A 25,036-nucleotide genomic window follows, 5' to 3' on the forward strand; every position below is an offset into this window, starting at 1 on the left:
TTTTTTAACAATAAGTAGTGCCCTTTATGTAAAAGTTACAGAACTTTTCGGCTTATTTTTTCCCTGCAGCCTGCATCGGGTTTACTTTTCCGTTGGAAGCGCCTCTTGCATTTCCTGCTTCTTTCTGCTTAAAGAGATCGAATTTGGAAATCTGTGCTGTTCCGCCGTCGTTGCTCCAGAAATTATTGGAAGTATCAATATCGGCAGTTTCTCTCATCGGATCTAGCTGAACAGATTTTAATTTCTTTTCAAAATAATACGTTTTAGAAACTTTCTGCTCGTTCATTCTCCAGATCTGTGCAGAAGATTTGTCGGTAAGTTTTGTTCCGTCTTCAAAAGTAAATTCTAAAATAATCGGCATTACCAAACCTCCTTTGTTCACGAAATCAATTTGATAAGCGGTAAGATTTTTAAATTTATCTTTTTCTTTCTGCGTTAAAGGTTCGGTTCCGTCGAATTTGGAAACGTACTCCTTATTGTTATCCACTTTTTCCTGACCTCTGTCGTATCTGTAATAGAAATCCTGTGCTTCCTTGTCTTTGTCTACGTAGAACGTAATGTTTTTGTCTTCTCTGTTTCTGATTTTTGAAATGTCTTCAAATTCGTTCAGGGCAGGTTTATCAACTTTATATTTATTTTCTTTGGCTTCTCTTGGAGCAGTATTCAGATCCGGAGTTGCAATCGTCACTTTATCAATCGTGATATCTACAGGATCCGTTCCGTAGAACCATCCTCTCCAGAACCAGTCAAGATCTTCACCGCTTGCGTCTTCCATCGTTCTAAAAAAATCTGCAGGTTCAGGATGTCTGAAAGCCCATCTTTTCGCATAGGTTTTAAAAGCTTTATCAAAAAGTTCTCTTCCCATGATCGTTTCACGAAGAATATTCAATCCGGTTGCCGGTTTGGAATACGCATTCGGCCCAAACTGAATAATGTTTTCAGAATTGCTCATAATCGGCTCCAGTTGATCTTTCGGAAGTTTCATGTAATCCACAATCGTCCACGCCGGACCTCTTTTTGAAGGGAACTTATTATCCCATTTTTCTTCTGTAAGGTATTCCACGAAAGTATTTAAACCTTCGTCCATCCAGCTCCACTGTCTTTCGTCCGAATTAATGATCATCGGGAAGAAATTATGTCCCACCTCGTGGATCACAACGCCCAACATTCCGTTTTTAATTCCTTCTGAATAGGTTCCGTCTTTTTCCGTTCTTCCGTAATTGAAGCAGATCATCGGATATTCCATTCCGTTTGCTGCTTCCACAGACTGTGCAACAGGATACGGATAAGGAATCGTAAATTCTGAGTAGGTTTTGATTGTATGCGCAACTGCTTTTGTAGAATATTTTCTGTATAATCCATAAGCTTCTTTAGGATAAAAGCTCATTGCCATTACTTTATTGTTGTTTTCAGGAATGGTAACGCCCATTCCGTCCCACACAAATTTTCTTGATGAAGTCCATGCGAAATCTCTCACGTCATTTGCTTCAAAAGTCCATGTTTTTCTCTGCTTGGAATGATTTTTCTCCGCTTTTTTAGCTTCATCCAGAGTCACGATTTCTACAGGTTCAGTAGAAGTTTTAGACTTGTTATATCTTGCCAACTGCTCAGATGTTAAAACCTGATCATAGTTTTTACATTCTCCTGTTCCACCCACAACATGATCTGCGGGAACATTCATCGAAACTTTAAAATTTCCGAAAACCAGCGCAAATTCTCCTCTTCCCGTAAACTGATGATTCTGCCATCCGTGGAAATCGCTGTATACGCACATTCTCGGATACCATTGCGTCATGGTGTAAAGATCGTTTCCTTCTTCAGGGAAGTTTTCGTAACCGCCACGACCACCCATTTTCATTCGGTTCGGGATATTGTAGTTCCAGTCTACTTTGAAAACCAGTTTTTCTCCTTTTTTCAGAACTTTAGGAAGATCAATACGCATCATGGTTTTATTGACGGTATATTTCAAAGGATTTCCTGAAGCATCTGTTACTTTTTCAAGATTTACTCCGTAACCATTATCGATTGCCGGAACTTCAGAAGCTTTCAACTGTTGGTCTGTTGTCGCTTTCGGAAGGGTAGAAGAGAAAGGGAAGTCCGCTTTCTTTACCGTTGACTGTTGATTCTCATCAAGCTGAAGCCAGATATAATCAAGATCGTCCGGAGAATTATTGTAATACGTAATGGTTTCAGAACCTTTTAAATTTCTTTTGTCTTCATCAAGGTAAGCATTGATCTCGTAATCGGCTCTGTTTTGCCAATAGCCGTGACCGGGAGCTCCGGAAGCGGTTCTGTAGATATTAGGCGTAGGAAGAATGGTTCCTAACTGTTCGAATTTATTTCCGTGGTTGCTTCCCGGATTATTCTGAATATTCTGTGCGGTGAAACCTGTATACGCAAATACAGAAAGTGAAAGTATGGCAACTTTTAGTTTCATAACCGAAATTGTTTTAAAGATTTTCAAATATAATAATAAGTAGCTGAAAATTTGAAAATGTTTCAGCGTTAAAAAGGAATTCTTTCTAATGTCATTTTTAAGGATAAAGCAAATACGCCGGAAGAGACAAAAAGAATCCAGTCTTTCTGGTTTACTTTGAATAGTTTAAGCAAAATAAAGAGCAGTATTAGAATCCCGAAAACAATAGCGATCTGTCCCAATTCCAAACCGATATTAAACCCTAAAAGAGGAAAGGCAATACTCTGGCTTTTGGCAATCATCACTCTTGCAGTATTCGCAAAGCCCATTCCGTGGATCAGTCCGAAAATTAAGGCTAAATAATAATTGGCGTTATTTTGAGACTGTTTTTTATTCCGAATAAGAATATTATTCAGCGAAGTTAAAACAATCGTTAGCGGAATCAGAAACTCCACCCAATCCGAATTGATTCTTATGATATCAAAAGTGCTTAATGCCAAAGTAATGGAATGTCCGATGGTGAAAGCGGTGACAAGAATTAAAACTTTCTTTAGATCGCTAAAAGAATACACTGCAATTAAAGCCAGAACAAAAAGCTGATGATCGAGTGCATCCAAAGAAATAATGTGTTCCCAGCCGAGGTTCAGATAGAATAAAAAATCCTGCATTTTTCCAATATTATTTTTGAAACGCGATGATACAAAATTTATTTTAACTTTGTTATAAAATTCAATGGTATGCTTGTTAACATAGAATTAGAAAATGCTGAAGATTTTGTCTTTATCAAACAACTTTTAGAAAAAATAAAAGGAGTGAAATCTGTTTGTGTAAAAGAAGAGGAAGAATTTTATGAAGACGGAACACCGAAATGGTTTATTGATAAACTGGCAGATTATGCAGACAGCCTTGAGGAAAAAGATATGATCTCGAAAAAAGATTTCTTTAAGTTTATTGATGAAGAAATATGCAGATTGAATTCTCAGAAATAGAAAAAAACACTTTAGCCGAGAATATCGAATTTCTTAAGAGAGTGTGTTTTAATCGGCAAAAAACACGTAAGAATGTTCTTCCGAAAAGAAAGCGAGACTAAAATTAAAGTTCTTCTGTTCTTCGATATGCGACAAGATCCACAAAAAATCCTTGATTTATTACAATGAAAAAACTGTTTTTCTTCTTTACCGTCTTAATTATATTTTTCTCTTTTACAAAGGCAAAACATCCTTATCATGTAGGTTCTTTAGAAATTAATTACAATCAGAAATCCAAAACGTTTGAAATTACAGGACGGTTTTTTCTGGATGATCTGGAAAACGGACTGAACAATAAATACAGCAAATCACTTCATTTCAACGATCCGAAATTCAAAGCACAGCTCAACGAATCTCTTAAAAATTATTCTGCAGAATATTTTAAGTTAAAAGGCAATAATAAATTTCTGAACGTTAATTATGTAGGCTACGAAGAAGATCACGAATCGGTAAATATTTACCTCGAATCTGAAAAAATAGATAACCCTAAAAAAGTAGAAGCAGCGGTAAGTTTCCTGTATAATTTGTTTGACGATCAGATCAATATCGTCCACATCATCGTTAACGGAAACCGGAAAAGCGAAAAATTAACCTATCCGAACCGTTATTTATTTCAGCAGTTTTAAAAATTAATTTTCGAGCTGTAAAAGTGCATTGATTCCTTTGGCGTGTTCTGATAAATCAGGAAAAAAATCATTATAACATTCCTGAAGAAAATCTTTATTCTTTAAAAAAGCTTCGTGAACGGGAATATCAATGTTTAAATATTTTGCCTTGTTCAGAACGTTTCTCATACTGTAACCGATGTTTTTCTCGAAACGGTAATTGTAGAGCCAGTCGCCTTCTTCCATTTTTTCAAGCATTATCCTGAAGTTTTCGGGAAGAAATTCATAGTTTTCATTCAAAACACGGTAAACTTTTCGGGAATGATTTTTCCAGCCTTCCAGAGAATTCAGACTTAAATCATTGGCTACAAAATAATCCATAGAAACATCCACAAAAGCTCCGGCATACAATCTTACCAAAGGTGCAAAGACTTTTTTTGCTTCATGAATGGCAGGATGACCGTCTGTAAAAGTATCAATAGCGCGGTGTAAAGTGATCCCGTCCTGAATATCTTTCGGAAAAGAATAGCGGTCTCTGTTTTTAATGAAATCTTCCAAAAACTGACCGACAATCTGTCCGTCTGTAAAAGTAAGAAAGGAATGCGCCAAATAATTCATAAACGAATATAGAAATTTTTAAGTAAAACTTTACCGTTCTGTAAAGTTTCAACCCACACTCCGTTTTCTGTTTCAGAATAATTGAAATTGATTGTATTCAAAACGATTTCTTCCGGTGAAAGAAAACAGACATAAAGTTCTTCATCATTCACAAAACATTGCAACTGAACCGGAAACGAAAGCGTATTCTGAAACTGTAAATCTTTGTAGCCGTAAACCACGGTACAATCTGAACCTAAAGGCGTAAAACGCTCATGATCTTTATAAATGTCTATGGAATGAGGAAATCTTTCAATGATTTTTAAGCCTGACTGTAATGCCAAAAAGTATAAAATTGAAGAAAACTGACAAATTCCGCCTCCAAAATCACTCGAAATATTGTTTTTAATTAAATTTCTTCCTTCTTTAAAATTATTTTTCTCATTCGGTTTTCCGATCAGTTTCCAGAAAGAAAAAACTTCGTTGGGATAAATAATCAGATGGTTGATTTTTTCTCCGACAATTTTCAGATTATGAAGTTTGTTCTCATAAAATTCTCCTTTTTTTATGACCTGCCGAAGCTCAATTTTATATTCTCCGATGTTTTCGGAACTGTAGTCTTTTGAATAAACATATTTTGTTTTTCGTTCACCGAAATACCGCTGCAATAATTTCAACTGCAATTTCCAATGATGGGGAATCCATTTTTTTATCTTTTGTTTCATCGTTTTTCTAAAACAGCAATTTGATAGGAAGCCCAGTTTTTCAGAACGGTTTTACACAGAAAAATATCCAGAGACAGAAAATATCTTCTCAGTTTTTTCGGAATTCTGTGAATGGGGAACAGTAAAACTCCGGCTGTATTTTTAATTTTCCATCGTTTTCCGGATAATTCAGAAATTTCTTTTGGTGTAAAACTGTTTCCAGCGTGCCAATCTTCCTGTGGAGAAACAACTTTTCGTCTGTTTTTCGTAGGATAATCGAAAATTAAAGTTCCGTTTTTGGTTAATTTCGAAAAGCATTCATCTAAAAAAGCTTCCGTTTCCTTTCTGTTTTGATGCATGATGACGTGGAAACAGAAAATACAGTCAAATTCATCCACAAAAGGGATTTTTGAAATTTCTCCTTTCGTTAAAATTTTTTCAGGATATTTTTTTCGGGCAATATTCAGCATTTCTTCACTGAAATCTGCGCCGTGAGTGGCAAAATTCAGCAATCTTCCTGTTCCGCAACCTAAATCCAGAACTTTTGAATAACTTTTATTTCTAAAAAAGGAATTTAAAAATGCTCTTTCCTGATCATCGATGTATTTTCCGTAGGAATTCCCGAAACGGTTTTCGTCATAGGTTTTTGCAAGATGATTATAGTAATTGAGGATGCTGGTTTTCATCATTTAATATTTTGTGTTTTTAATTAAAATAATCTTTCATGAAAATCCTCAATTTTGCTTACCTCTTCTATTTTAATCCCGAATTTTTTCTTCGGTAATTTGTTCAGATTAGAAATGAAAATCTTTTCGTAGCCCAATTTCTCCGCTTCGGTAATTCTCTGTTCCGCCTGTGCAATCGGACGGATTTCGCCACTTAAACCAATTTCTCCCGCAAAACAGTAATGCTCGGAAATGGCAATATCTTCATTCGATGAAAGAATGGAAGCGACAACCGCTAAATCTAAAGCCGGATCATCGGTTTTTATTCCTCCGGTAATATTTAAGAAAACGTCTTTTGCTCCGAGTTGAAAACCTGCTCTTTTTTCGAGAACCGCGAGAAGCATATTTAATCTTTTGGCATCAAAACCTGTGGAACTTCTCTGCGGTGTTCCGTAAACTGCGGTACTTACCAAAGCCTGAATTTCCAACAGCATCGGACGGTTTCCTTCCAAAGTTACCGCCACCGAATTTCCGGAAAGTTCTTCAAATTTTTTGGTGATTAAAATTTCCGATGGATTTTTAATTTCCTTTAAACCCTGAGAAATCATTTCATAAATCCCGATCTCGGAAGTCGATCCGAAACGGTTTTTGTTGGCTCTCAATAATCTGAAAAGATGATTTCTGTCGCCATCGAAATTTAAAACCACATCCACCATGTGTTCCAGAACTTTCGGACCGGCAATTTGTCCGTCTTTGGTGATGTGACCTACCAAAAACACAGGAACGTTGTTTTCTTTGGCGTATTTAATAATCTCATTGGAGCATTCGCGGATCTGGGAAACCGTTCCCGGCGAACTTTCAATGAGCTGTGACTGCAATGTCTGAATGGAATCGATAATCACAAAGTCGGGCTCCAGTTTTTTAGCTTCATGGAGAATTTTTTCCAGATTGGTTTCTGTAAAAAGAAAACAGTTGGGATTTTGGATATCAGTCAGACGGTCGGCTCTCATTTTAATTTGAGAAGCACTTTCTTCCCCCGAAACATAGAAAACTTTTTTCTTCATTTTCAAAGCCAATTGAAGGAGCAGGGTAGACTTACCGATTCCCGGTTCTCCACCGATCAGGGTGACAGATCCTAAGACAATTCCGCCTCCCAAAACCCTGTTGAGTTCTTCGGAAGGTGTTTTTATTCTCGGTTCTTCATTGGTTTCAACTTCTACGATATTGATGACGTGCTGTTTGGTCTTTGAAAAAGGCGGCGTTTTGTGTGAAGTTGTTTTTTCCACCACTTCTTCCACCAAGGTATTCCATTGTCCGCAGTTTTTGCATTGTCCCATCCATTGGGAATACTGGGTTCCGCAGTTCTGACAGAAATATGCTGTTTTGAGTTTTGCCATACTGCGAAGTTCAAAATTTTTTTTGAATTTTTCTTTCGAATTTTAATTAATTTTCAACCATGAAAAATATTTTCCTGAGTTTGATGGTTTTTGTGGTGATGAGTCTTCTGAATGCTCAGTTTACAGATTGGTCTTTAGTTTTTACAGATGGAAAATCAGGCGGAATCGCAATGGCTCCGATTGCGGTCTTACTAAGCGGTTTAATGGTTTCTGCGATAGGATTTTTAACGGTTTTGATTTTCAATAAAACTTACAATACGATTCTGAAGAATGCATTTTTATTTGAAATTATTTATCTATTTACATTAATTATTAGCGGAGCAAATCCTTTCGCTTATTTTACGGGGGGTGAAGAAATTCTGTTTTTAGATTTTTTATTGTATCTGAATTCTTTTTTTGTTTTACTGATGATGTTTTTAATAGATAGATTATATTCAAAAATAAATTTAGCAAAATCAAAAAATAACATAGATCAATAGTTCGTTGTTATAAGTAGCTTACCTTTGTACAACAATTAATTCAAAATATTATACAATGAAAAAATTACTTTTAACCTTTGTATTTACATTACTAAGTGTTTTCAGTTTTGCGCAGACAGACTGGGCGGTAGATCCGATGCATTCTTCTGTTAATTTCAACATCAAACATATGGGAATCAGCTTTGTGCAGGGAAGATTTGATAAGTTTGACGGGAAGGCTTCCACAAAAGGCAATACTTTAGAAAATGCAGACCTTAATTTTACGGTTGAGGTAAACACCATTAATACGGGGGTTGAAATGAGAGATAAGCATTTGAAAAGCGAAGACTTTTTCAGTGCAGAAAAATATCCGACGATGAGTTTCGTAACGACGTCTATGAAGAAGGATAAAAATAATACCTACACTCTAAAAGGGAAATTAACCATAAAAGACGTAACCAGAGATATCTCTGTTCCCGTAACTTTCGGTGGAATAGCGAAAAACAAACAAGGAAAAGAAGTGATGGGTTTCCAAACAAGTTTTACCGTAAACCGTTTGGATTACGATATTAAATATGATCCTACAGGAACTGGAGTTGCTAAAGAAGTAGATGTTAATCTGTATTTTGAAATGACCAAAATATAGTTTTTACACAGTAATATTGATTAAGAAAGGTTTTCAGATGTTGAGAGCCTTTTTTAATTTTTGATTATTTTTTTGACAGCAAATCAAGATAGGTTTTTTCTAATTCTTGGTATTCTTCTTTCCAATCCTGAGCTGTTTTTTCTATTCTTTCAAACTTAAAATCTAAGATTTCTATTTCTTCAAGATTATCCACCGTATTTCTATCATCAATATGATCAAAATATTCTGCATACCATACATTTAAATTTTGATTTGAAATTTCAATGTACAGTTGTTCTCCAATGTGACTTTTAAATAGTAAATGGTAATTTAGAACGTTTTCTTTGAAGTAAACAAATATTCCGTCGTAATAATCCTGAAAGCGATCTGAAAAATAACTGTTGAGACTATTGATTCCCCAAATCTGCAAATTGTCGAATTTTAATAACAGACCATTTTCGGGAATAAGTTCAACCTGTTTTAAATAGACTAATTGATTGATAATTTTCATCATTAAAAATTTAACAGACTAAAATACATAATCAAATTTAGATACAAAATTGCTTTGTATTTCTTTTTCCCCTAACTTTGCACAAACCTAATCTAATGAGTAAAAAGAATACAAAGTACATCTTTGTGACAGGAGGTGTAACTTCATCTTTGGGAAAGGGAATCGTTTCAGCTTCTCTTGGACTTCTACTAAAATCGCGTGGCTTCAATGTAACTATTCAAAAGCTTGATCCTTATATCAATATCGATCCGGGAACTTTGAATCCTTACGAACACGGAGAATGCTATGTAACCGAAGATGGTGCGGAGACGGATCTGGATTTAGGTCACTACGAGCGTTACCTTGATGCTCCTACTTCCCAAAACAATAACGTTACGACAGGAAAAATCTACCAGACGGTAATCGAAAAGGAAAGAAAAGGAGATTTCCTTGGAAAAACGGTTCAGGTAATTCCTCATATTACCAACGAAATCAAACGCAGAATTAAAATCTTATCCAAACAGAACTACGATATCATCATTACAGAAATCGGCGGAACTGTGGGGGATATCGAATCTTTACCTTACATCGAAACAGTTCGTCAGTTGAAGTGGGAGTTGGGTGAGAAAAATTCTATGGTAATTCATCTTACTTTGTTGCCTTATCTGGCTTCAAGCGGAGAGTTAAAAACAAAACCTTCTCAGCATTCTGTTCGTCAGTTGATGGAGAGCGGAATTATGGCGGATGTTTTGGTTTGCCGTACGGAGCATAAGATCCCGAAAGATCAGAGAGCGAAACTGGCTCAGTTCTGTAACGTTCCTTTAGATAATGTAATTGAATGTAAAGATTTAGATACAATCTATGAGGTTCCAATGTACCTTCAGAAACAAAATTTCGACGATGTGGTTCTTAAAGAATTGGATCTGAAAAGTGATAAAGAAGCGGATCTTAAAGACTGGAAATCGTTCTTAAAGAAATTCCAGAATCCTAAAAAATCGGTCGAAATTGCGTTGGTTGGAAAATATGTTTCTCTTCAGGATTCATACATCTCAATTGCAGAGGCTTTCAAACATGCCGGAGCAGATCTTGAAACGGAAGTGAAGGTAAGATGGGTTTATAGTGGAGATTTAACTTCTGAAAATATTAAAGAAACTTTATCCGGAGTAAGCGGAATTTTGGTTGCACCGGGATTCGGAGACAGAGGGATTGAAGGAAAAGTTCTTACGGCTCAATATGCAAGAGAAAATAAAATTCCGATGTTGGGAATTTGTTTGGGAATGCAGATTATGACGATTGAATTCGCTAGAAATGTTTTAGGGTACACTAAAGCGAACTCTATGGAATTCGATACTTCTACGGAGCATCCTGTAATTTCTTTAATGGAAGAACAGAAAAATGTAGTAGATAAAGGAGGAACAATGCGTCTTGGAGCATGGAAATGTTCTTTGAAAAACGGTTCTAAATTAAATGAAATCTACGGAGCAAAAAATATTACGGAAAGACACCGTCACAGATATGAATTCAACAGCGATTACATTGGTGAATTCGAGAAAAATGGTTTCTTAGCAACGGGAACAAACCCTGAAACAGGATTAGTTGAAGCGTTGGAAATGCCGGATCACCCTTTCTATGTAGGCGTTCAGTATCACCCTGAATACAAAAGTACGGTTGCAACACCGCATCCTTTATTCAGAGCTTTTATTAAAGCATGTACTTCAAAATAAAGTAATTTAAAAATTACAAACGTCATAAATAAACTCAGACTGATTATTCTCAGCCTGAGTTTATTATATAGTAATGCATTAAAGAATAGAGTTTTGATAAAAAAACAGTATTTTTGTCGACTCGAAAATGTATAGCGTTTACTATATATTATTTAATAGGTAAAAATTTTAATTAAAGATAAAATGCAACAGAACAACGGACTCGATAAAAGTCAGATTATTAGTTTTGCGGTTTTATGCTTAGTTCTTTTCGGTTTCATGTTTTATTTCCAAAACAAACAATCGAAAGAAGATGCAGTAAAAGCTCAGCAGCAGAAAACTGAACAGGCTAAAAATGCCGTAAAACAGACTCAGGCAACCAATATCAATCCAAATGTAACTCCCGGCTCAATTCAGACGGCAACTCTGGCGAATAATGAATTGAAAATTGAATTCAACAGTTTAGGAGGGCAGGTTTCTAAAGTGGAACTTGCAAAATACAAAGCATACGATCATAAAACAGATAATGCAGATCTTCCGCTTTACCTGATCACGAAAAATAACTCCAACTACGGTTTTCAGTTTAAAGATAAAACGGGAAAAATTATCAATACTAAAGAGTTAGTTTTTGCTCCTGTTGTCAATGGAAATGTTGCTACGCTAACAGCCAATTATAATGGTGCAACCATTCAGTTTGTATATTCATTAAACAATAATCCAAAAGCAGAACTGAAAGATCAGTATGCTCTGGATTTTAAAGTAAGAACACAGGGACTGGCAAAAATTACGTCTGATAATAAAGCAGATTTTATCTGGGATTACAGCGTAAGAAACCTTGAAAAAGGTAGAGCGCAGGAACAGTCTCACTCAGAATTCTCTTATGCTTTCAATAATTATAAAGATTATGATTACGATGGAAGAACAACGATGGAGGAAGACAAAGAAACGCTTAACTGGATCGGGGTTAAACAGCAGTTCTTCGCTTCTGTAATTGAATCTAAAACAGGATTTACCCAAAGTAAAGGAAATCAGGAAGCCATCGAAGAAGGGGAGTATCTGAAAAAATTAAGCTATGAAGGTTTTGTTCAGATGACCGGAAGTGAACTGAATCAGGATTTCACGTGGTACTTTATGCCTTTGGATTTACCATTATTAAAAACGTATGATAAAAACTTTGATGAAATTCTTCCTTTAGGTTGGTCTTTCATCGGATGGATGAACCGTTATTTCTTTATGTGGCTTTACAGTGTAATTGCTGGATGGGGATTATCTGCAGGTTGGGTAATTTTCTTAATGACAATTATTGTGAAACTAATCTTATCGCCAATTATGTATAAACAGCACAAATTAAGCGCGATGATGAGAGTGATCCGTCCGGAAATTGATGAGGTAAATGCCAAATTCAAGGATGCAGATCCGATGAAAAAGCAGCAGGCTACGATGGAGGTTTATCGAAAAGCGGGAGTTAATCAGATGGCGGGATGTTTGCCGGCGTTGGTACAGATTCCTATTTTCTATGCATTATTCCGTTTCTTCCCGAACTTTATTGATCTTAGAGGTAAAGGATTCTGGTTTGCAAAAGATTTAACGGCTTATGATGATTTGATAAAATTGCCTTTTAAAGTTCCTTTCCTTGGAGACCATTTAAGTGTTTTCGCTTTGGCTTGTACCGTGGTGATCTTAATTTACACCGTAATGACTTCAGGAAATATGCAGCAGCCACAACAAGAAGGAATGCCTAATATGAAGGTCTTAATGTACATCTTCCCGGTTACCTTCTTATTCTTCCTGAATACTTCGGCATCCGGTCTTTCCTGGTATTATTTCGTATCGAATGCAATTAACATCTTAATTATATTGGTGATTAAATATGTAATTCTGGATGAGAAGAAAATCCATGCGCAGATTCAGGCAAATAAAGAAAAGCCTAAAACGGAAGGGAAATTCCAGAAGCGTATGAGAGAGATGATGGAGAAAGCTCAGGAGCAGCAAAACGTGCAACAGCAACAGAGAAAGAAAAAATAACATTTTCTATAATACAAAAAAAGAGAGGTAAATTTAATTTTGCCTCTCTTTTTTACTTCAAATATTCAATATTAGTCATATTTCAACCTGAAAGACTGTCTGTGATATTTAGTCGGTCCGAATTTTATCAGCGCTTCCTGATGTTTCTTAGTAGCATAGCCAAAATTTGTGTTCCAGCCATATTCGGGATGCTCTTCATGAAGTTCGATCATTAATTTGTCTCTGTAATTTTTTGCTAAAATAGAAGCAGCAGCAATAGACAAGACTTTAGAATCTCCTTTGATAATACATTCATGAGGAATAAAATTGTAAGGATGAAATCTGTTTCCGTCTACTAAAATCAATTCAGGTCTTATTATTAATTTATCCAAAGCCTGATGCATGGCATGGATGCTTGCATTCAGTATATTATGCTGATCTATAAATGCGGGAGAAAGTTCTGCAACTGCGTAATCTTTAACATTATCTTTGATGTAGCTGTCAAGATCCATTCTTGTCTTAAAATTTAACTTTTTGGAATCGTTAACCAAATTTTGGTTAAAATTTTCATCCAAAATCACTGCAGCAGCTACCACAGGTCCGGATAAACAGCCTCGACCCACTTCATCGCAACCTGCTTCAACATAAAAAATCGACCATTTTTTTATTAAATCCATAATTTCCGCTATTTCACCAAGGTAAAATCATGCAATATTAAAGATTTTTAACAAAATATTTGGTTACTTTAAGAAAGTTTTACATATTTGCAAATAATAAAAAATAATCAATTTAAATATGAAGAAATTAACAGCAAGTGTTCTACTGGTAGTTTTATCATCTTCTTTTGCGGTTGTCAACGCTCAAAAGAAAGGAAATGATACAATTCCTAGAACGACAGACATTGAAGAAGTTGTTTTCGTTCAGCCAGTAACTGGAAGATTGAAAGTAAAAGATGAAGTTACTACAGCTCAGCAAATTATTAGCAATCAGCAGTTAAAAGCTGCTAATAACCCGAATGCAATCAGTGCTATTGCAGGTAAGGCTTCTGGTGTAAGAATCAATCAGACAAACAGTAGTGTAAATTCATCTCAAAGTATTGTAATCAGAACTCCTACGACAATTACTGGTAGCCAAGAAGCTTTAGTTGTTATCGATAACGTTATTTCTAGTGCTAACATTTTGGCTCAGCTACCTCCTGATTTGATAGAGTCTGTAAATATTATAAAAGGTGCCGGTGGAGCAGCAATATATGGTTCTCAAGGTATTAATGGGGTAGTAGTAGTGACTACGAAAAGAGGTACTGCGAGCGGAGGATTAAGAATTAATTATAACTCTTCTGTAGATTTCGAAACAGTCGCTTTCTTACCAAAAAGACAAAGAAGCTATGGACAAGGATGGTTTGGTAAAAAAGTTAACGTAGAAAATGGAGCATGGGGACCAGCATTCAATGATCCTGCATATGCTGGAACAATGCAGCCATATGGTGTTCCTTTATATGATTTTGATGGAGATGGTTTTATTACTGTTAATCCAAATGATAATGCTCCTACCGGAGATGAAGGAGCTTCAATTATGTCAACTTTTGCTCCTTATGGGAAAGATAATGTTAAAGATTTTTTCCAGACAGGTACAATTTTCCAAAATACTTTATCAGTATCTACTGGTAATAGCAATGGATATTTCGGATTAACTCTTGGAAGTTTAGAGAAAGAATTTATCGTAGCTGATGATAAATTAAGCAGATACTCAGTTTTAATGAAAGGAGGTACAAAGATCAATAAATGGTCTTTTGACGGTCAGATTAATTATATCAGAACGAAAACTTCTCAGGCTGATGCAACTATTTATCACGATTTGCTTCAGAGTGCTTCAGATATTCCAATTGAGAAGTTTAAAGATTATTCAGACAATGCATATGGTTGGAATATTTATTACACCAGCCCGTATTTTAGACAAAAACACATAAGATCTAATTCCATTCAGAACTATTTTAATCTAATTGGTGCTGCTGCTTATAAGTTTGACGATCATATTAATTTGTCATATCGTGGTAACATGAGCTTTAATAATGCTGAAAGCAGTAATTATAATGATGGTTATGTAGTAGCTCCAATTTACGATGGAATTTTCCCTAATGTTCAGTCGAGTTATTTTCAATCAAATGTAAATCAACAGAACTATTATGGAGATTTAACTTTAAATTTAAATTATGATATTGCAACGGATTTAAATTTAGATGTTACAGTAGGTCATAACTATCAGGATAGAAGAACTACAAACAGCCAAGCTGGAGGTACAGGTTTATTGATTCCGGGATTATATACTATTCCAAATTTATCTAATCCGGCACAGCCAAGTACATTAAATAATAGAAAATTCCACACTAATGTTCATGCATTTTTAGGAAATATCGATTTATCATATAAAAAATATCTATTCTTCAATGCGGCAGGAAGATATGAGATGAATTCAAGTTTAAAACAATTATCTGTAAGTAATGATTTCTCTTATTTCTTCCCATCGGCTTCACTTTCATTTATTCCGACAAAAGCATTTGATTTTGGAGGCAAAGTTTTGAATTATTTGAAGGTTAATGCTGCATTAGAAAGAACAGGAGGTATTTCAGCTATTGGGAATTATCAGTTATATCCAGTTGCTATTGTAGGTGGTGGATATCCATATGCTGGTAGTGGATATATAAGCTACCAACCACAAACAACTGTAACAGATCGATCATTAAATCCTGAATTTACTACTAGAGCCGAAGTAGGTTTATCATTTGGTCTATTCAATGATAGAATTACGTTTGATGGAGCTGTGTATAAAAGTAAAACAGATGACTTAATTACTCTTCAAACAACATCTAGTGCAACAGGTTTAACTGGACAGTGGAGAAATGTTGGAGATATGGAAGGAAGAGGTATTGAAATGAATATTAATTTTGTTCCAATCAAAAATAAAAATATTCGTTGGGATATCGGAGCTAACTTTACAAGTGGCTATAGTAAAGTTACTAAATTGGCTGATGGTGCAAAAGAGATTGCTCTGCTTTCTTCTTCTTCCGTAGGTATCTTTGCTGTTGAAGGTGAGAAATTCGGAGTAATTAAAGGAACAACTTACGTTAGAGATGATCAAGGAAGAATCGTTGTAAATGCTGCTACAGGTTTACCTCAGGTTAATTCTCAGCTTAGCGTTTTGGGAAGAAATACACCTAAATATATTTTAGGTCTTACAACGTCATTAAAAGTAAAGGGCTTTACATTATCTGCAACAGCTGATTACCGTACAGGACATGTATTCTATTCTGGTACTAAAAACTCGATGGCATTCTCTGGACAGCTTGAAGAATCTGCAAATTTTGATAGAACAAAACCTTATGTAATACCTAACTCGGTATACTTACAGAATGGTGCTTACGTTGCGAACACAAGTGTTCCTATTTTTGCAACTACTTATAATAATCCTAATAGTGCTAATTATAATCCTACATTGGCTTTATCAGAACATTATGGAGGAGCTACTTATAATTCTGTAGGTGAAAATTTTGTAATGGATGCTACAGCGTTTAAAGTTCGTGAAATTGCTATTTCTTATACATTTGATAAAAAAATATTAGGGAATTCTAAAATTAATGAGCTTACTATTGGATTCCAGGCTAGAAATCCATTCATTAAATTTGCAAAAGAAAACAGAAATTATGATGATCCTGAAACAGGATTTGATGGAAATGGGGCTTATGCTGGTTTTATTGGAAATGCAGCTACACAGTATCCTAATCTAAGAACTTATGGAGGTAATATCAGTATCACTTTCTAATTCACTCACTAATTAATTTTATTACAATGAAAAAATATATTTTTATAGCGTTAGCAGCATTATCAGTTGCTTCTTGTAAGCTTGATGATAACATTTCGCCAAACGACCCTAGCGTTGAGGCTGTAACTCCAAATTTATATTTAAGTGCAGCTCAAACTTCTAACTATAATGTACAAGTCGGAGATATTTTCGAATTATCCAACGTGTGGATGAATAACTGGGCTGGAAATATTTATTATTTTGCCTCTCCTTATAGTGCTGAATATCAGTTACAGGTAACTTCAGCATTTACCAGAGGAAATAACTTTTGGAATAACAGTTATCTGGCAATGAGTAGATACGCAAATATTTATAATAACCCACAAGCTGCTCAGTACTCTAATCACGCTGCGATTGCGAAGATTTTGATGGCAAATGAAATGCAGTATATTGTAGATTTTTTTGGAGATGCTCCATTTTCTGATGCATTCAAGCGTGATGCGAATCTTACACCAAAGTATGATAAAGGTGAGGATATTTACAAGAATTTAGTATTGATGATCAACGATGCGATCACTAGCATTAATACTGGTAATCCTCAATTTGCAGTAGGTACCGAAGATGAAATTTTTGCTGGTAATATGACTAAATGGGTAAAACTAGCTAATACAATTAAGCTGAGATTATTACTTAGACAGTCAAAAGTTACAGATGCTACTATAAAAGCTTTTGTAACGGCTCAACTTCAGTCTTTACAAGGAGCACAATTCTTATCTGAAACTGATGGAGATGCTACAATTAATCCAGGTTATGGTAGTGGTACTGCTGCACAGCAAAATCCATTAATCAGAAATTATGCTTATTTAAATTTTGATCAGCAAACTGAGAATATCCAAGGATATAGACTAATTGATATTTCTAGTCACTTTGCTGGTCTATTAAATGGAGCTAATGCTAAAACTACTGGAACTACTGATACTCGTCGTGGAAGTATGTACCGAGCTGTTGGTGGTACTATTAGAGGTATTACTCAAGGTGATGGTCAGATTCCTGGAACAACAGAAGCTTCTTTTTCAAGATTGGGATGGAGATTCCGTGAGATTAACGCTCAGGGTACTGCTTTTGTTGATAATTCTGGTATCAACGGAACTGTAATGAGTGTAGCAGAATCTGAATTATTGCAAGCTGAAGCAGCAGAATTGTATCCGGCAATCTTTACAAATGCAGTTGGTCATTATAATCAGGCAATTGCATCATCATTTAGATTTTTTGGTTTAACAGCTGCGCAGGCAACTGCTTATACGACTTCTTTATCTACGAAACCTTATGGGTGGAATGGATCTGATGGACATATTGCAGCAATTCAATATCAAAGAATGGTTGCTTTACACTTCATCAAACCACAGGAAACTTACATCAACTATTTAAAAACAGGTTATCCTGTAACTCCTTTAGCTCTTACGGCTACTCAGCCGAACAAGCCGTGGAGATTAGTATATCCTTCTAGAGAATACAATACAAACAGTGCAAATGTACCGGTGGTAAACCAGGCAGATGTATTTGTTAAAAATCAATTTACTCCTTTCTGGAATAGAAACTAATCTATTGAAAATAATATCTAAAAACCGCCTTCGGGCGGTTTTTTTTATTTCCAAGTGTTAAAATTTATTTTTCTAAAAAACAAAATATATGTCATGCATTATATCTTCATTTTGTTTTGATAGATAATTTTTTAATTAAGACTCTAAATAATTCACTATCAGTGATTAAAGATATTTGTTCGTATAGTTTTTTTTATTTACTTAATGTCACTTCTTTTTTAGCAAATAATAAAATTTGATGTAATTATTGTTGGTAATATTTGTTAATTTGATTTGTTTTAACTTTTTTTATTAAAGTATTTTGATTTATTAATGAGATTATTTGACTAAATGTTAAATTTAGCCGATTTTATTTTGTGCTAAATATAAAATTTCACATATTTGTGATAGCAAATATAATTTATATGAAGAAATTAACAACGGGAATACTCACACTGGTATTGTCCTCATCCCTAGCTATTGCTAATGCTCAGCAAAAGAAAAATGATACAGTAAGAACACAAGAAATTGAGGGTGTTGTTGTTACTGCGCTTGGTATTAAAAGAGAAAAAAAAGCTTTAGGATATGCAACCTCTCAAGTTGGAGGTGGAGATTTGCAAAAATCTGGTGAAACAAATGTAATTCAAGGTTTAGCAGGAAAAGTTGCAGGTGTACAGGTAACCGGAACGGCAGGCACTCCTGGTGCATCAAGTAAAATTGTTATCAGAGGGCAGAAATCAATAGAACTTAGCAGTCAGCCTCTAATTGTGCTGGATGGGCAGATTATAGATAACTCATACAATAATAATGCTGGATCCGGAACTAATATTGGAGGTGTTGATGATTCTAACAGAGCAGTTGATATTAATCCTGATGATATTGAGAGTGTGAATGTATTAAAAGGAGGTGCTGCAGCAGCTTTATATGGCGAGGGTGCAAGAAATGGCGTAATTATATACGTTTCTAAAAAAGGACGTAAGAGAAAAGGGATAGGTATTGATTTTTCTACTACTGTAGGTTATGATATGCTAAGCAATATGATTAATTTGCAAAAGACCTATGCAGCAGGAACTAATGGTGTCACTTATATTGATCCCGCACAATATGGTTCAGATGGTTTCCCTCTCACCGGAGGAACAAACCAATCCTGGGGACCTTTGATTTCCAGTGTATCAGGATTAAAAGCCTATGATAATGTTAAGAATTTTTATCAAACAGGTGTTACAAATAATTATAACTTAGCACTTTCTGGAGGAGGAGAAAATGGTAATTTTAGAGCTTCTTTCGGTCATCTAAATCAAACAGGTATTGTTCCTAATACAAGTCTAAAAAAGACATCCTTTAACATTAATAGCGAATATAAATTTACTGAGCAATTAAAAGTTGGGGGTGATTTCTTGTATAGTAATACAACAGGAATAAGAGCACAAAAGGGAAGTAATGTTTCAGGGATTATGCTTTCGTTATTACGTATGCCTTCAACTTATGATGTAAGAGATTATCAAACTGCACAGGGATATAATAAGAATTATTTTTCTGCCTATGATAATCCTTTTTACACAGTTTACAATAACCCATATACCGATGAAACTAATCGCGTAATTTTTAATGGGCATATTAATTATAATTACAGTAAATCCTTAAATGCAATCGTTAGAGCAGGAGTAGATACTTATACTACTCATGCACAGCAAAATTATTCATTCTCAAGTAACGGTAATTCAACAGCAGATGGTACAGGTCAGGTCATATTGGATACTTTTACAAAAAGTCTTTACAACTTAGATTTAATTTTTAATGGTATTTTTGATATAACAGATAATATCAATCTAAATTATAATATTGGAGGGCAGATTAATTCCACTTTTTTTAATGATCAGTATAGTGTAGGGTCTACAATGTTGGAGATAAACCAATATAATTTAAGTAATTTTTCGAACTACAAAGCCCAGAACGCAGATTATAAACAAATCAGGAGAGGGATTTTTGGATCATTAGAGTTTGGTTTCTATGATCAGGTTTATCTTACACTTACGGGGAGAAATGATTGGAATTCTGCATTACCTAAGCAAAATAATTCTTATTTCTATCCATCTATTTCTGCATCTTGGTTGTTCAATAAAACATTAGGTTTACCAAGTTGGGTAAATTTAGGAAAAATTAGAGCCTCGTATGCAAGTACATATGCTGCACCACTTTCTTATAATGTAATTACACCATATATAACGCCTCTTTTTACGGATTCATTTGGTCCACAACTAACATCTCCATACAATAGTGTTGGTGCTTACGGTTTCTCCACAATATTAAGAAATTCAAATTTAAAACCAGAACATAATAAAGAATTTGAAATTGGACTGGAACTGGAAATGTTTAAACGTCTTCATCTTAATGCGAGTGCTTACAAATCAACAAATTACGATTTGTTGATAACACTTCCTATTGCACCGTCTTCTGGCTATAGCACATATTATACAAACGGACCTTCAGTAGAAAACAAAGGATTAGAAGTAAGTTTAGGATATGATATTTTCAAAAAGGAAAATTTTAGCTGGGATTTTACTCTTAATTGGGCAATGAATAGAAATAAAGTGGTAGATTTAAACGGTGTGCCCGACAATTCTGCGATGGGTAGTGATTATTTTAGTGGTAATCTTACTCCTACAATATCTCTAGGACAACCATTAGGTGTTTTTTATGGTTCTGCCTACAGAAGGGATAATTCAGGAAATTTGATTATTGGTTCAGACGGTCTTCCTATTTTAAGTTCTGAATCTCGATTAATTGGAAATCCTAATCCAGACTGGACCGGAGGTTTCAGAAATAATTTAAGATATAAGAACTTATCGTTAAGCTTCTTATTAGATTTTAGAAAAGGCGGAGATATTTGGAATGGAACGTTGGCTCGATTAAACAGATTAGGAATGACGCAGGCTTCTGCCGAGAATAGGAGCGGAACATATGTAATTCCTGGTGTACTGGAAGATGGTTCTCCCAACAATATTGCAATATCAAATAAAACTTACTATGTCAGCTATCTGGGTGATGGCTCAGGAAGTGCAAATGAAACAGCTATTGAAAAGGATATAAATTGGCTGAGATTAAGAGATGTAACTCTTAGTTACAATTTTAGTAAAGTAATTTCCCAGTCAATGGGATTATCATTTGTTAAAAATGCAGAGTTGAGCTTAAGTGCAAGAAATTTATTTCTAATTACAAACTATAAAGGAATAGATCCAGAAAACTCATTTGCAGGTTCATCATCTAATACACAAGGGTTTGATTATTTCAACAACCCAAATACCAGAAGTTATTATTTAACATTTAAATTCGGATTTTAATTATGAGAAAGCATTTATATATAGTAAGTTTTGTATCCACGATTCTACTCGGTCTTACTTCCTGTCAGCACGAATTGGATACTTTTAATGAGAATCCTAATAGCCCTACTGAGGTCTCAACTCCTACAACCTTATTAACAGGAGGCGAAATAGGAACTATAATGAATTCCACAGGTAATCTTCCCAGAACCTTAAGCTTATTTACCCAACATACAAATGGAAATCAGTTTCAGTCATTGGATTATACCAATTATTTTCTAACAGAAACAGATGTTGAAACAGATTGGGCAAATATTTACCAAGCAGGGGTAAATCTAAATCAAATCATTAAGCAGTTCGGAACTCAAGATCCTTATTATGATGGAATTGCAAGAGTTTTAATGGCGATTAATATTGGTTATGCTACAGATGTTTGGGGAGATGTTCCTTTTTCCCAGGCTTTTCAGGGGATCAACGGTCTAAGTCCCAAATACGATAGCCAAGAGCAGGTAATTTCTCAAATTCAGACATATTTAGATACGGCAATTACAGATTTTTCAAAACCTGTAAGCGCTAATAAGAATATACCTTCTTCCAATGATATTTTTTATGGAGGAGATATAAGTAAATGGAGAAAGCTTGCATATGCATTAAAAGCGAGATATGCTTTAAGATTAACACAAAGAGATGGAAGCGCTGCTGCTCAGAAAGCATTAAACTATCTTCAAAATTCATTTACTTCTAGCAGCGATAATTTAGTTGCAACTTTTGATGGAGGGAATAATCAGAATCTCTGGTATGGATTTAGTAATCAAAGATCAGGGTATATGTCGATGGGAAAATATTTTGTAGATATTCTTAAAAATAACAATGATCCAAGACTTACATATTTTGTAGGATTAGATAGTCATAATCCTTCAGGTTATTCAGGTTCTGCTCCAGAAGATGCTGATACTGATGCTTCTCCGTTTGGAAGTTTTTTTGCAGGAAGTGCAAGTACATCTAATATAATTTTTAGTTACAGTGAGATTAAATTTATTGAAGCAGAAGCTCAGTTCAGATTAGGAAATGCAACGTCAGCTCAGGCGGCATTGAAAGCTGCTGTAAGCGCTTCTTTAGTAGACGTTACAGGATCAGATAATCCAATATTTGCAAATACAGCATCAGCAGCTGTCACTTTACAAAATATCATTACTCAGAAGTATATTGCATTGTTTACGACTATAGAGCCATATAACGATTGGAGAAGAACAGGCTTTCCTGCTTTGACACCTAATCAAAATAGTCAGTCAAAGAAAATTCCTCTTAGATTAATTACTCCAAAATCTGAGCGGACTTTAAACACTAACGCTACAGTTGTAGGAGATTTATATGCTCCTGTCTGGTGGGATAATTAAAACAATAATTTTAATTTTCTTCATATTTATTCCGCCTTCGGGCGGTTTTTTTATTTCCGTATATTTGCAGAGCAGAAAAAGACTCATTCGTTTTTTAAATAACAGACAATGAATATTAAAAATATAATAGAAGAAAAACTTTCGGAGGTTATTTTAAATGTGTTTCAGTTGAAAGACATTAATCTGGAAGTTCAGGAAAATAAAACAGAATTTGAAGGAGATTTTACGATTGTTACTTTCCCTTTGGTAAAGCAGTTGAAGAAAAATCCGGAAAGTATCGGTGTAGAACTGGGAGAAGCTTTAACAGAGCAGACCGATTTACTGGAAAGTTTTAATGTCGTAAAAGGCTTCCTTAATATTAAAATCAGAAATCAGTTTTTCGTAGACAATTTTACATCTGTTTATAATGGTTTCGATACTATAGAAAAGAAAAATGCTACGGTTATGGTAGAATATTCTTCTCCAAATACCAATAAGCCGCTACACTTAGGTCACGTAAGAAATAACTTATTAGGTTTTTCCGTTGCTCAGATCTTGAAAGAAGCGGGATATGATGTCATTAAAACGCAGATCATCAACGACAGAGGAATTCATATCTGTAAATCCATGTTGGCTTGGGAAAAGTTCGGAAAAAACGAAACTCCGGAATCTACCAGTACAAAAGGAGATCATTTCGTCGGAAAATATTATGTGGAATTTGATAAGGAATTGAAAAATCAGACCAATACTATCTTCAATGATTTCAGAGTAAATAAATTTGATCAGTTTGACACTCCTAAAAAAGAGGAAGTTAAAACATTAAATGAAAAAATAAATACTCTTGAAGCTAAGAAAAAAGAATTGCTTCAGACAGTAGATATTTCTGAACTTTCTGCATTGCATGAAGAGTTCGAAAAACAGTTCAAAGAAGCTTTAAATAATGATTCTTTGATTTCTGCTGTTCCTAAAAAAGTTGAGGAAATCATTTCCAGAAAGAATAAGGAAGAAAATATTTCTGACGAAAAAGAACTGGAAACCATTAAATCTCAGACCAAAGTTTTTCAGAGTATTTTTAAAGAAGTATTGGAAGCTGAAGGCAAGCTCGAAGCTGAAAAGTCCAATCTGAAAGAGATCTGTAAACCGGTGACTGAAATCATGAAAGAAGCGCAACAGATGCTTCTGGACTGGGAAAACGGTGACGAAAAAGTAAGAAACCTTTGGAACGAGATGAACTCTTGGGTTTACAAAGGATTCAACGAAACATACAACAGATTGGGCGTAGATTTCGATCAGGTTCAGTATGAAAGCAATACGTATATTTTAGGAAAAGATTTGATTCAGGAAGGTCTGGAGAAAGGAGTGCTTTATCAGAAAGAAGATGGCTCGGTATGGTGCGATCTTACCGATGAAGGTCTGGATCAGAAATTACTGCTTCGTTCGGACGGAACTTCCGTGTATATGACGCAGGATTTGGGAACTGCGGTAGAGCGTTTCAAGCAGAATGATATTCAGAAACTGATTTATACCGTTGGAAACGAGCAGGATTACCATTTCCAGGTTTTGTTTAAAATTTTAGGAAAATTAGGATATTCCTGGGCAGATCAGTTGTATCATTTGTCTTACGGAATGGTAGAACTTCCGAACGGAAAAATGAAATCGCGTGAAGGAACCGTAGTAGATGCAGATGATTTAATGCAGGAAATGTATAAGGAAGCAAAAGCAATTACCACTGAACTAGGAAAACTGGAAGGTCTTACCGACGAAGAAAAAGAAGCTTCTTACGAAATTATCGGGCAGGCTGCGTTAAAATATTTCATGCTGAAAGTTGATCCTAAGAAAAAAATGCTGTTCAATCCGGATGAAAGTGTAGAATTTGCAGGAAATACAGGACCTTTCGTTTTATATACTTACGCACGTATTCAATCGGTATTATCTAAAGCTAATTTTGAATTTAAAACGACTTCAGATCTGGCTTTGAATCAATATGAAAAAGAACTTATTATGCTTTTGTCCAATTACAAAGGTACGGTAGAGAAAGCAGCAGAATTATTAAGTCCGGCATTCTTAGCCAATTATGTGTATGATTTGGTAAAAGCTTACAATTCGTTCTATCAGAGCAATCCGATTATCAGTCAGGAAGACGAAAATCTGAAACAGTTCCGATTGAATTTATCAGATCTCACAGCAAAAACCATAAAAAAATCATTAGGCTTACTCGGAATAAAAACCGTAAACAGAATGTAAAAATAAAAAACCTTCAGAACGCTCTGAAG

General features: G+C 34.9%; 19 protein-coding genes. 11 read left to right on the forward strand and 8 right to left on the reverse strand.

The genetic code is table 11. The annotated features are described in order from the left end of the window. Positions 1-52: 52 nt before the first annotated feature. Both BW951_RS05080 and BW951_RS05085 read right to left on the reverse strand, forming a co-directional pair. Entirely contained in the window at positions 53-2,437 is a 2,385-nt protein-coding gene (locus BW951_RS05080) for a M1 family metallopeptidase (protein WP_076390785.1), read from the reverse strand. A 68-nt stretch (positions 2,438-2,505) separates the two neighbouring features. Further along, on the reverse strand, positions 2,506-3,084 hold the full coding sequence (locus BW951_RS05085) for a HupE/UreJ family protein (RefSeq protein WP_076390786.1): 579 nt from the start codon (positions 3,082-3,084) through the stop codon (positions 2,506-2,508). A 69-nt stretch (positions 3,085-3,153) separates the two neighbouring features. On the opposite strand from BW951_RS05085, the gene BW951_RS05090 reads away from it, so the two are divergent. Next, on the forward strand, positions 3,154-3,405 hold the full coding sequence (locus BW951_RS05090) for a hypothetical protein (RefSeq protein WP_076390787.1): 252 nt from the start codon (positions 3,154-3,156) through the stop codon (positions 3,403-3,405). 164 nt (positions 3,406-3,569) lie between these two features. Then, a complete protein-coding gene (locus BW951_RS05095; RefSeq protein WP_076390788.1) occupies positions 3,570-4,070 on the forward strand; it encodes a DUF6702 family protein in 501 nt (166 codons plus the stop codon). Positions 4,071-4,073: 3 nt separating this feature from the next. Here BW951_RS05095 and BW951_RS05100 read toward each other — a convergent pair whose 3' ends face one another. From BW951_RS05100 to radA, 4 genes are read right to left on the reverse strand one after another with little or no spacing between them, the layout of a single operon-like run. Next, positions 4,074-4,667 carry an acyl carrier protein phosphodiesterase gene (locus tag BW951_RS05100; RefSeq protein ID WP_076390789.1) on the reverse strand — a complete coding sequence of 198 codons (594 nt, stop codon included), beginning with the start codon at positions 4,665-4,667 and terminating at the stop codon, positions 4,074-4,076. Continuing rightward, the gene (locus BW951_RS05105; RefSeq protein ID WP_084196359.1) at positions 4,664-5,371 is read right to left on the reverse strand and encodes a VanW family protein; all 708 of its coding nucleotides are present in this window, start codon (positions 5,369-5,371) and stop codon (positions 4,664-4,666) included. The genes BW951_RS05100 and BW951_RS05105 overlap by 4 nt, the downstream gene beginning before the upstream one ends. Further along, complete coding sequence (locus BW951_RS05110) at positions 5,368-6,036, reverse strand: class I SAM-dependent methyltransferase (protein WP_228427500.1); 669 nt, start codon at positions 6,034-6,036, stop codon at positions 5,368-5,370. The genes BW951_RS05105 and BW951_RS05110 overlap by 4 nt, the downstream gene beginning before the upstream one ends. 23 nt (positions 6,037-6,059) lie before the next feature. Beyond that, positions 6,060-7,412, reverse strand: coding sequence for a DNA repair protein RadA (gene radA, locus BW951_RS05115; protein WP_076390791.1), 1,353 nt, complete (start codon positions 7,410-7,412; stop codon positions 6,060-6,062). A 59-nt stretch (positions 7,413-7,471) separates the two neighbouring features. Between radA and BW951_RS05120 the strand changes: the two genes are divergently transcribed. Further along, entirely contained in the window at positions 7,472-7,891 is a 420-nt protein-coding gene (locus tag BW951_RS05120) for a hypothetical protein (protein WP_076390792.1), read from the forward strand. Positions 7,892-7,946: 55 nt separating this feature from the next. Further along, positions 7,947-8,516 (forward strand): YceI family protein, encoded by a 570-nt coding sequence (locus tag BW951_RS05125; RefSeq protein ID WP_076390793.1) that lies wholly within the window; start codon positions 7,947-7,949, stop codon positions 8,514-8,516. 64 nt (positions 8,517-8,580) lie between these two features. Here the strand turns inward: BW951_RS05125 and BW951_RS05130 are convergent, their stop codons facing one another. Next, the gene (locus BW951_RS05130) at positions 8,581-9,009 is read right to left on the reverse strand and encodes a hypothetical protein (RefSeq protein ID WP_076390794.1); all 429 of its coding nucleotides are present in this window, start codon (positions 9,007-9,009) and stop codon (positions 8,581-8,583) included. A gap of 92 nt (positions 9,010-9,101) precedes the next feature. Here BW951_RS05130 and BW951_RS05135 point away from each other — a divergent pair, with 92 nt between their 5' ends. Both BW951_RS05135 and yidC read left to right on the forward strand, forming a co-directional pair. After that, a complete protein-coding gene (locus BW951_RS05135; protein WP_076390795.1) occupies positions 9,102-10,709 on the forward strand; it encodes a CTP synthase in 1,608 nt (535 codons plus the stop codon). Between the two features lie 183 nt (positions 10,710-10,892). After that, positions 10,893-12,713 (forward strand): membrane protein insertase YidC, encoded by a 1,821-nt coding sequence (yidC, locus tag BW951_RS05140; protein ID WP_076390796.1) that lies wholly within the window; start codon positions 10,893-10,895, stop codon positions 12,711-12,713. 71 nt (positions 12,714-12,784) lie between these two features. Here yidC and BW951_RS05145 read toward each other — a convergent pair whose 3' ends face one another. Then, on the reverse strand, positions 12,785-13,369 hold the full coding sequence (locus BW951_RS05145) for a ribonuclease HII (protein ID WP_076390797.1): 585 nt from the start codon (positions 13,367-13,369) through the stop codon (positions 12,785-12,787). 118 nt (positions 13,370-13,487) lie between these two features. On the opposite strand from BW951_RS05145, the gene BW951_RS05150 reads away from it, so the two are divergent. The 5 genes from BW951_RS05150 to argS all read left to right on the forward strand — a co-directional run bounded on the left by BW951_RS05150 (position 13,488) and on the right by argS (position 25,007). Next, positions 13,488-16,508 (forward strand): SusC/RagA family TonB-linked outer membrane protein, encoded by a 3,021-nt coding sequence (locus BW951_RS05150; RefSeq protein ID WP_076390798.1) that lies wholly within the window; start codon positions 13,488-13,490, stop codon positions 16,506-16,508. A 26-nt stretch (positions 16,509-16,534) separates the two neighbouring features. Next, the gene (locus tag BW951_RS05155) at positions 16,535-18,088 is read left to right on the forward strand and encodes a SusD/RagB family nutrient-binding outer membrane lipoprotein (RefSeq protein ID WP_076390799.1); all 1,554 of its coding nucleotides are present in this window, start codon (positions 16,535-16,537) and stop codon (positions 18,086-18,088) included. Between the two features lie 404 nt (positions 18,089-18,492). Next, entirely contained in the window at positions 18,493-21,408 is a 2,916-nt protein-coding gene (locus BW951_RS05160; RefSeq protein ID WP_076390800.1) for a SusC/RagA family TonB-linked outer membrane protein, read from the forward strand. 2 nt (positions 21,409-21,410) lie between these two features. Further along, positions 21,411-22,784: a SusD/RagB family nutrient-binding outer membrane lipoprotein gene (locus BW951_RS05165; protein WP_076390801.1), complete on the forward strand. Its 1,374-nt coding sequence runs from the start codon at positions 21,411-21,413 to the stop codon at positions 22,782-22,784. A gap of 108 nt (positions 22,785-22,892) precedes the next feature. Beyond that, complete coding sequence (argS, locus tag BW951_RS05170; protein ID WP_076390802.1) at positions 22,893-25,007, forward strand: arginine--tRNA ligase; 2,115 nt, start codon at positions 22,893-22,895, stop codon at positions 25,005-25,007. The last annotated feature ends 29 nt before the right edge of the window (positions 25,008-25,036 follow it).

The organism is Chryseobacterium gambrini, assembly GCF_900156825.1.
GTDB classification, from domain to species: Bacteria; Bacteroidota; Bacteroidia; order Flavobacteriales; family Weeksellaceae; genus Chryseobacterium; species Chryseobacterium gambrini.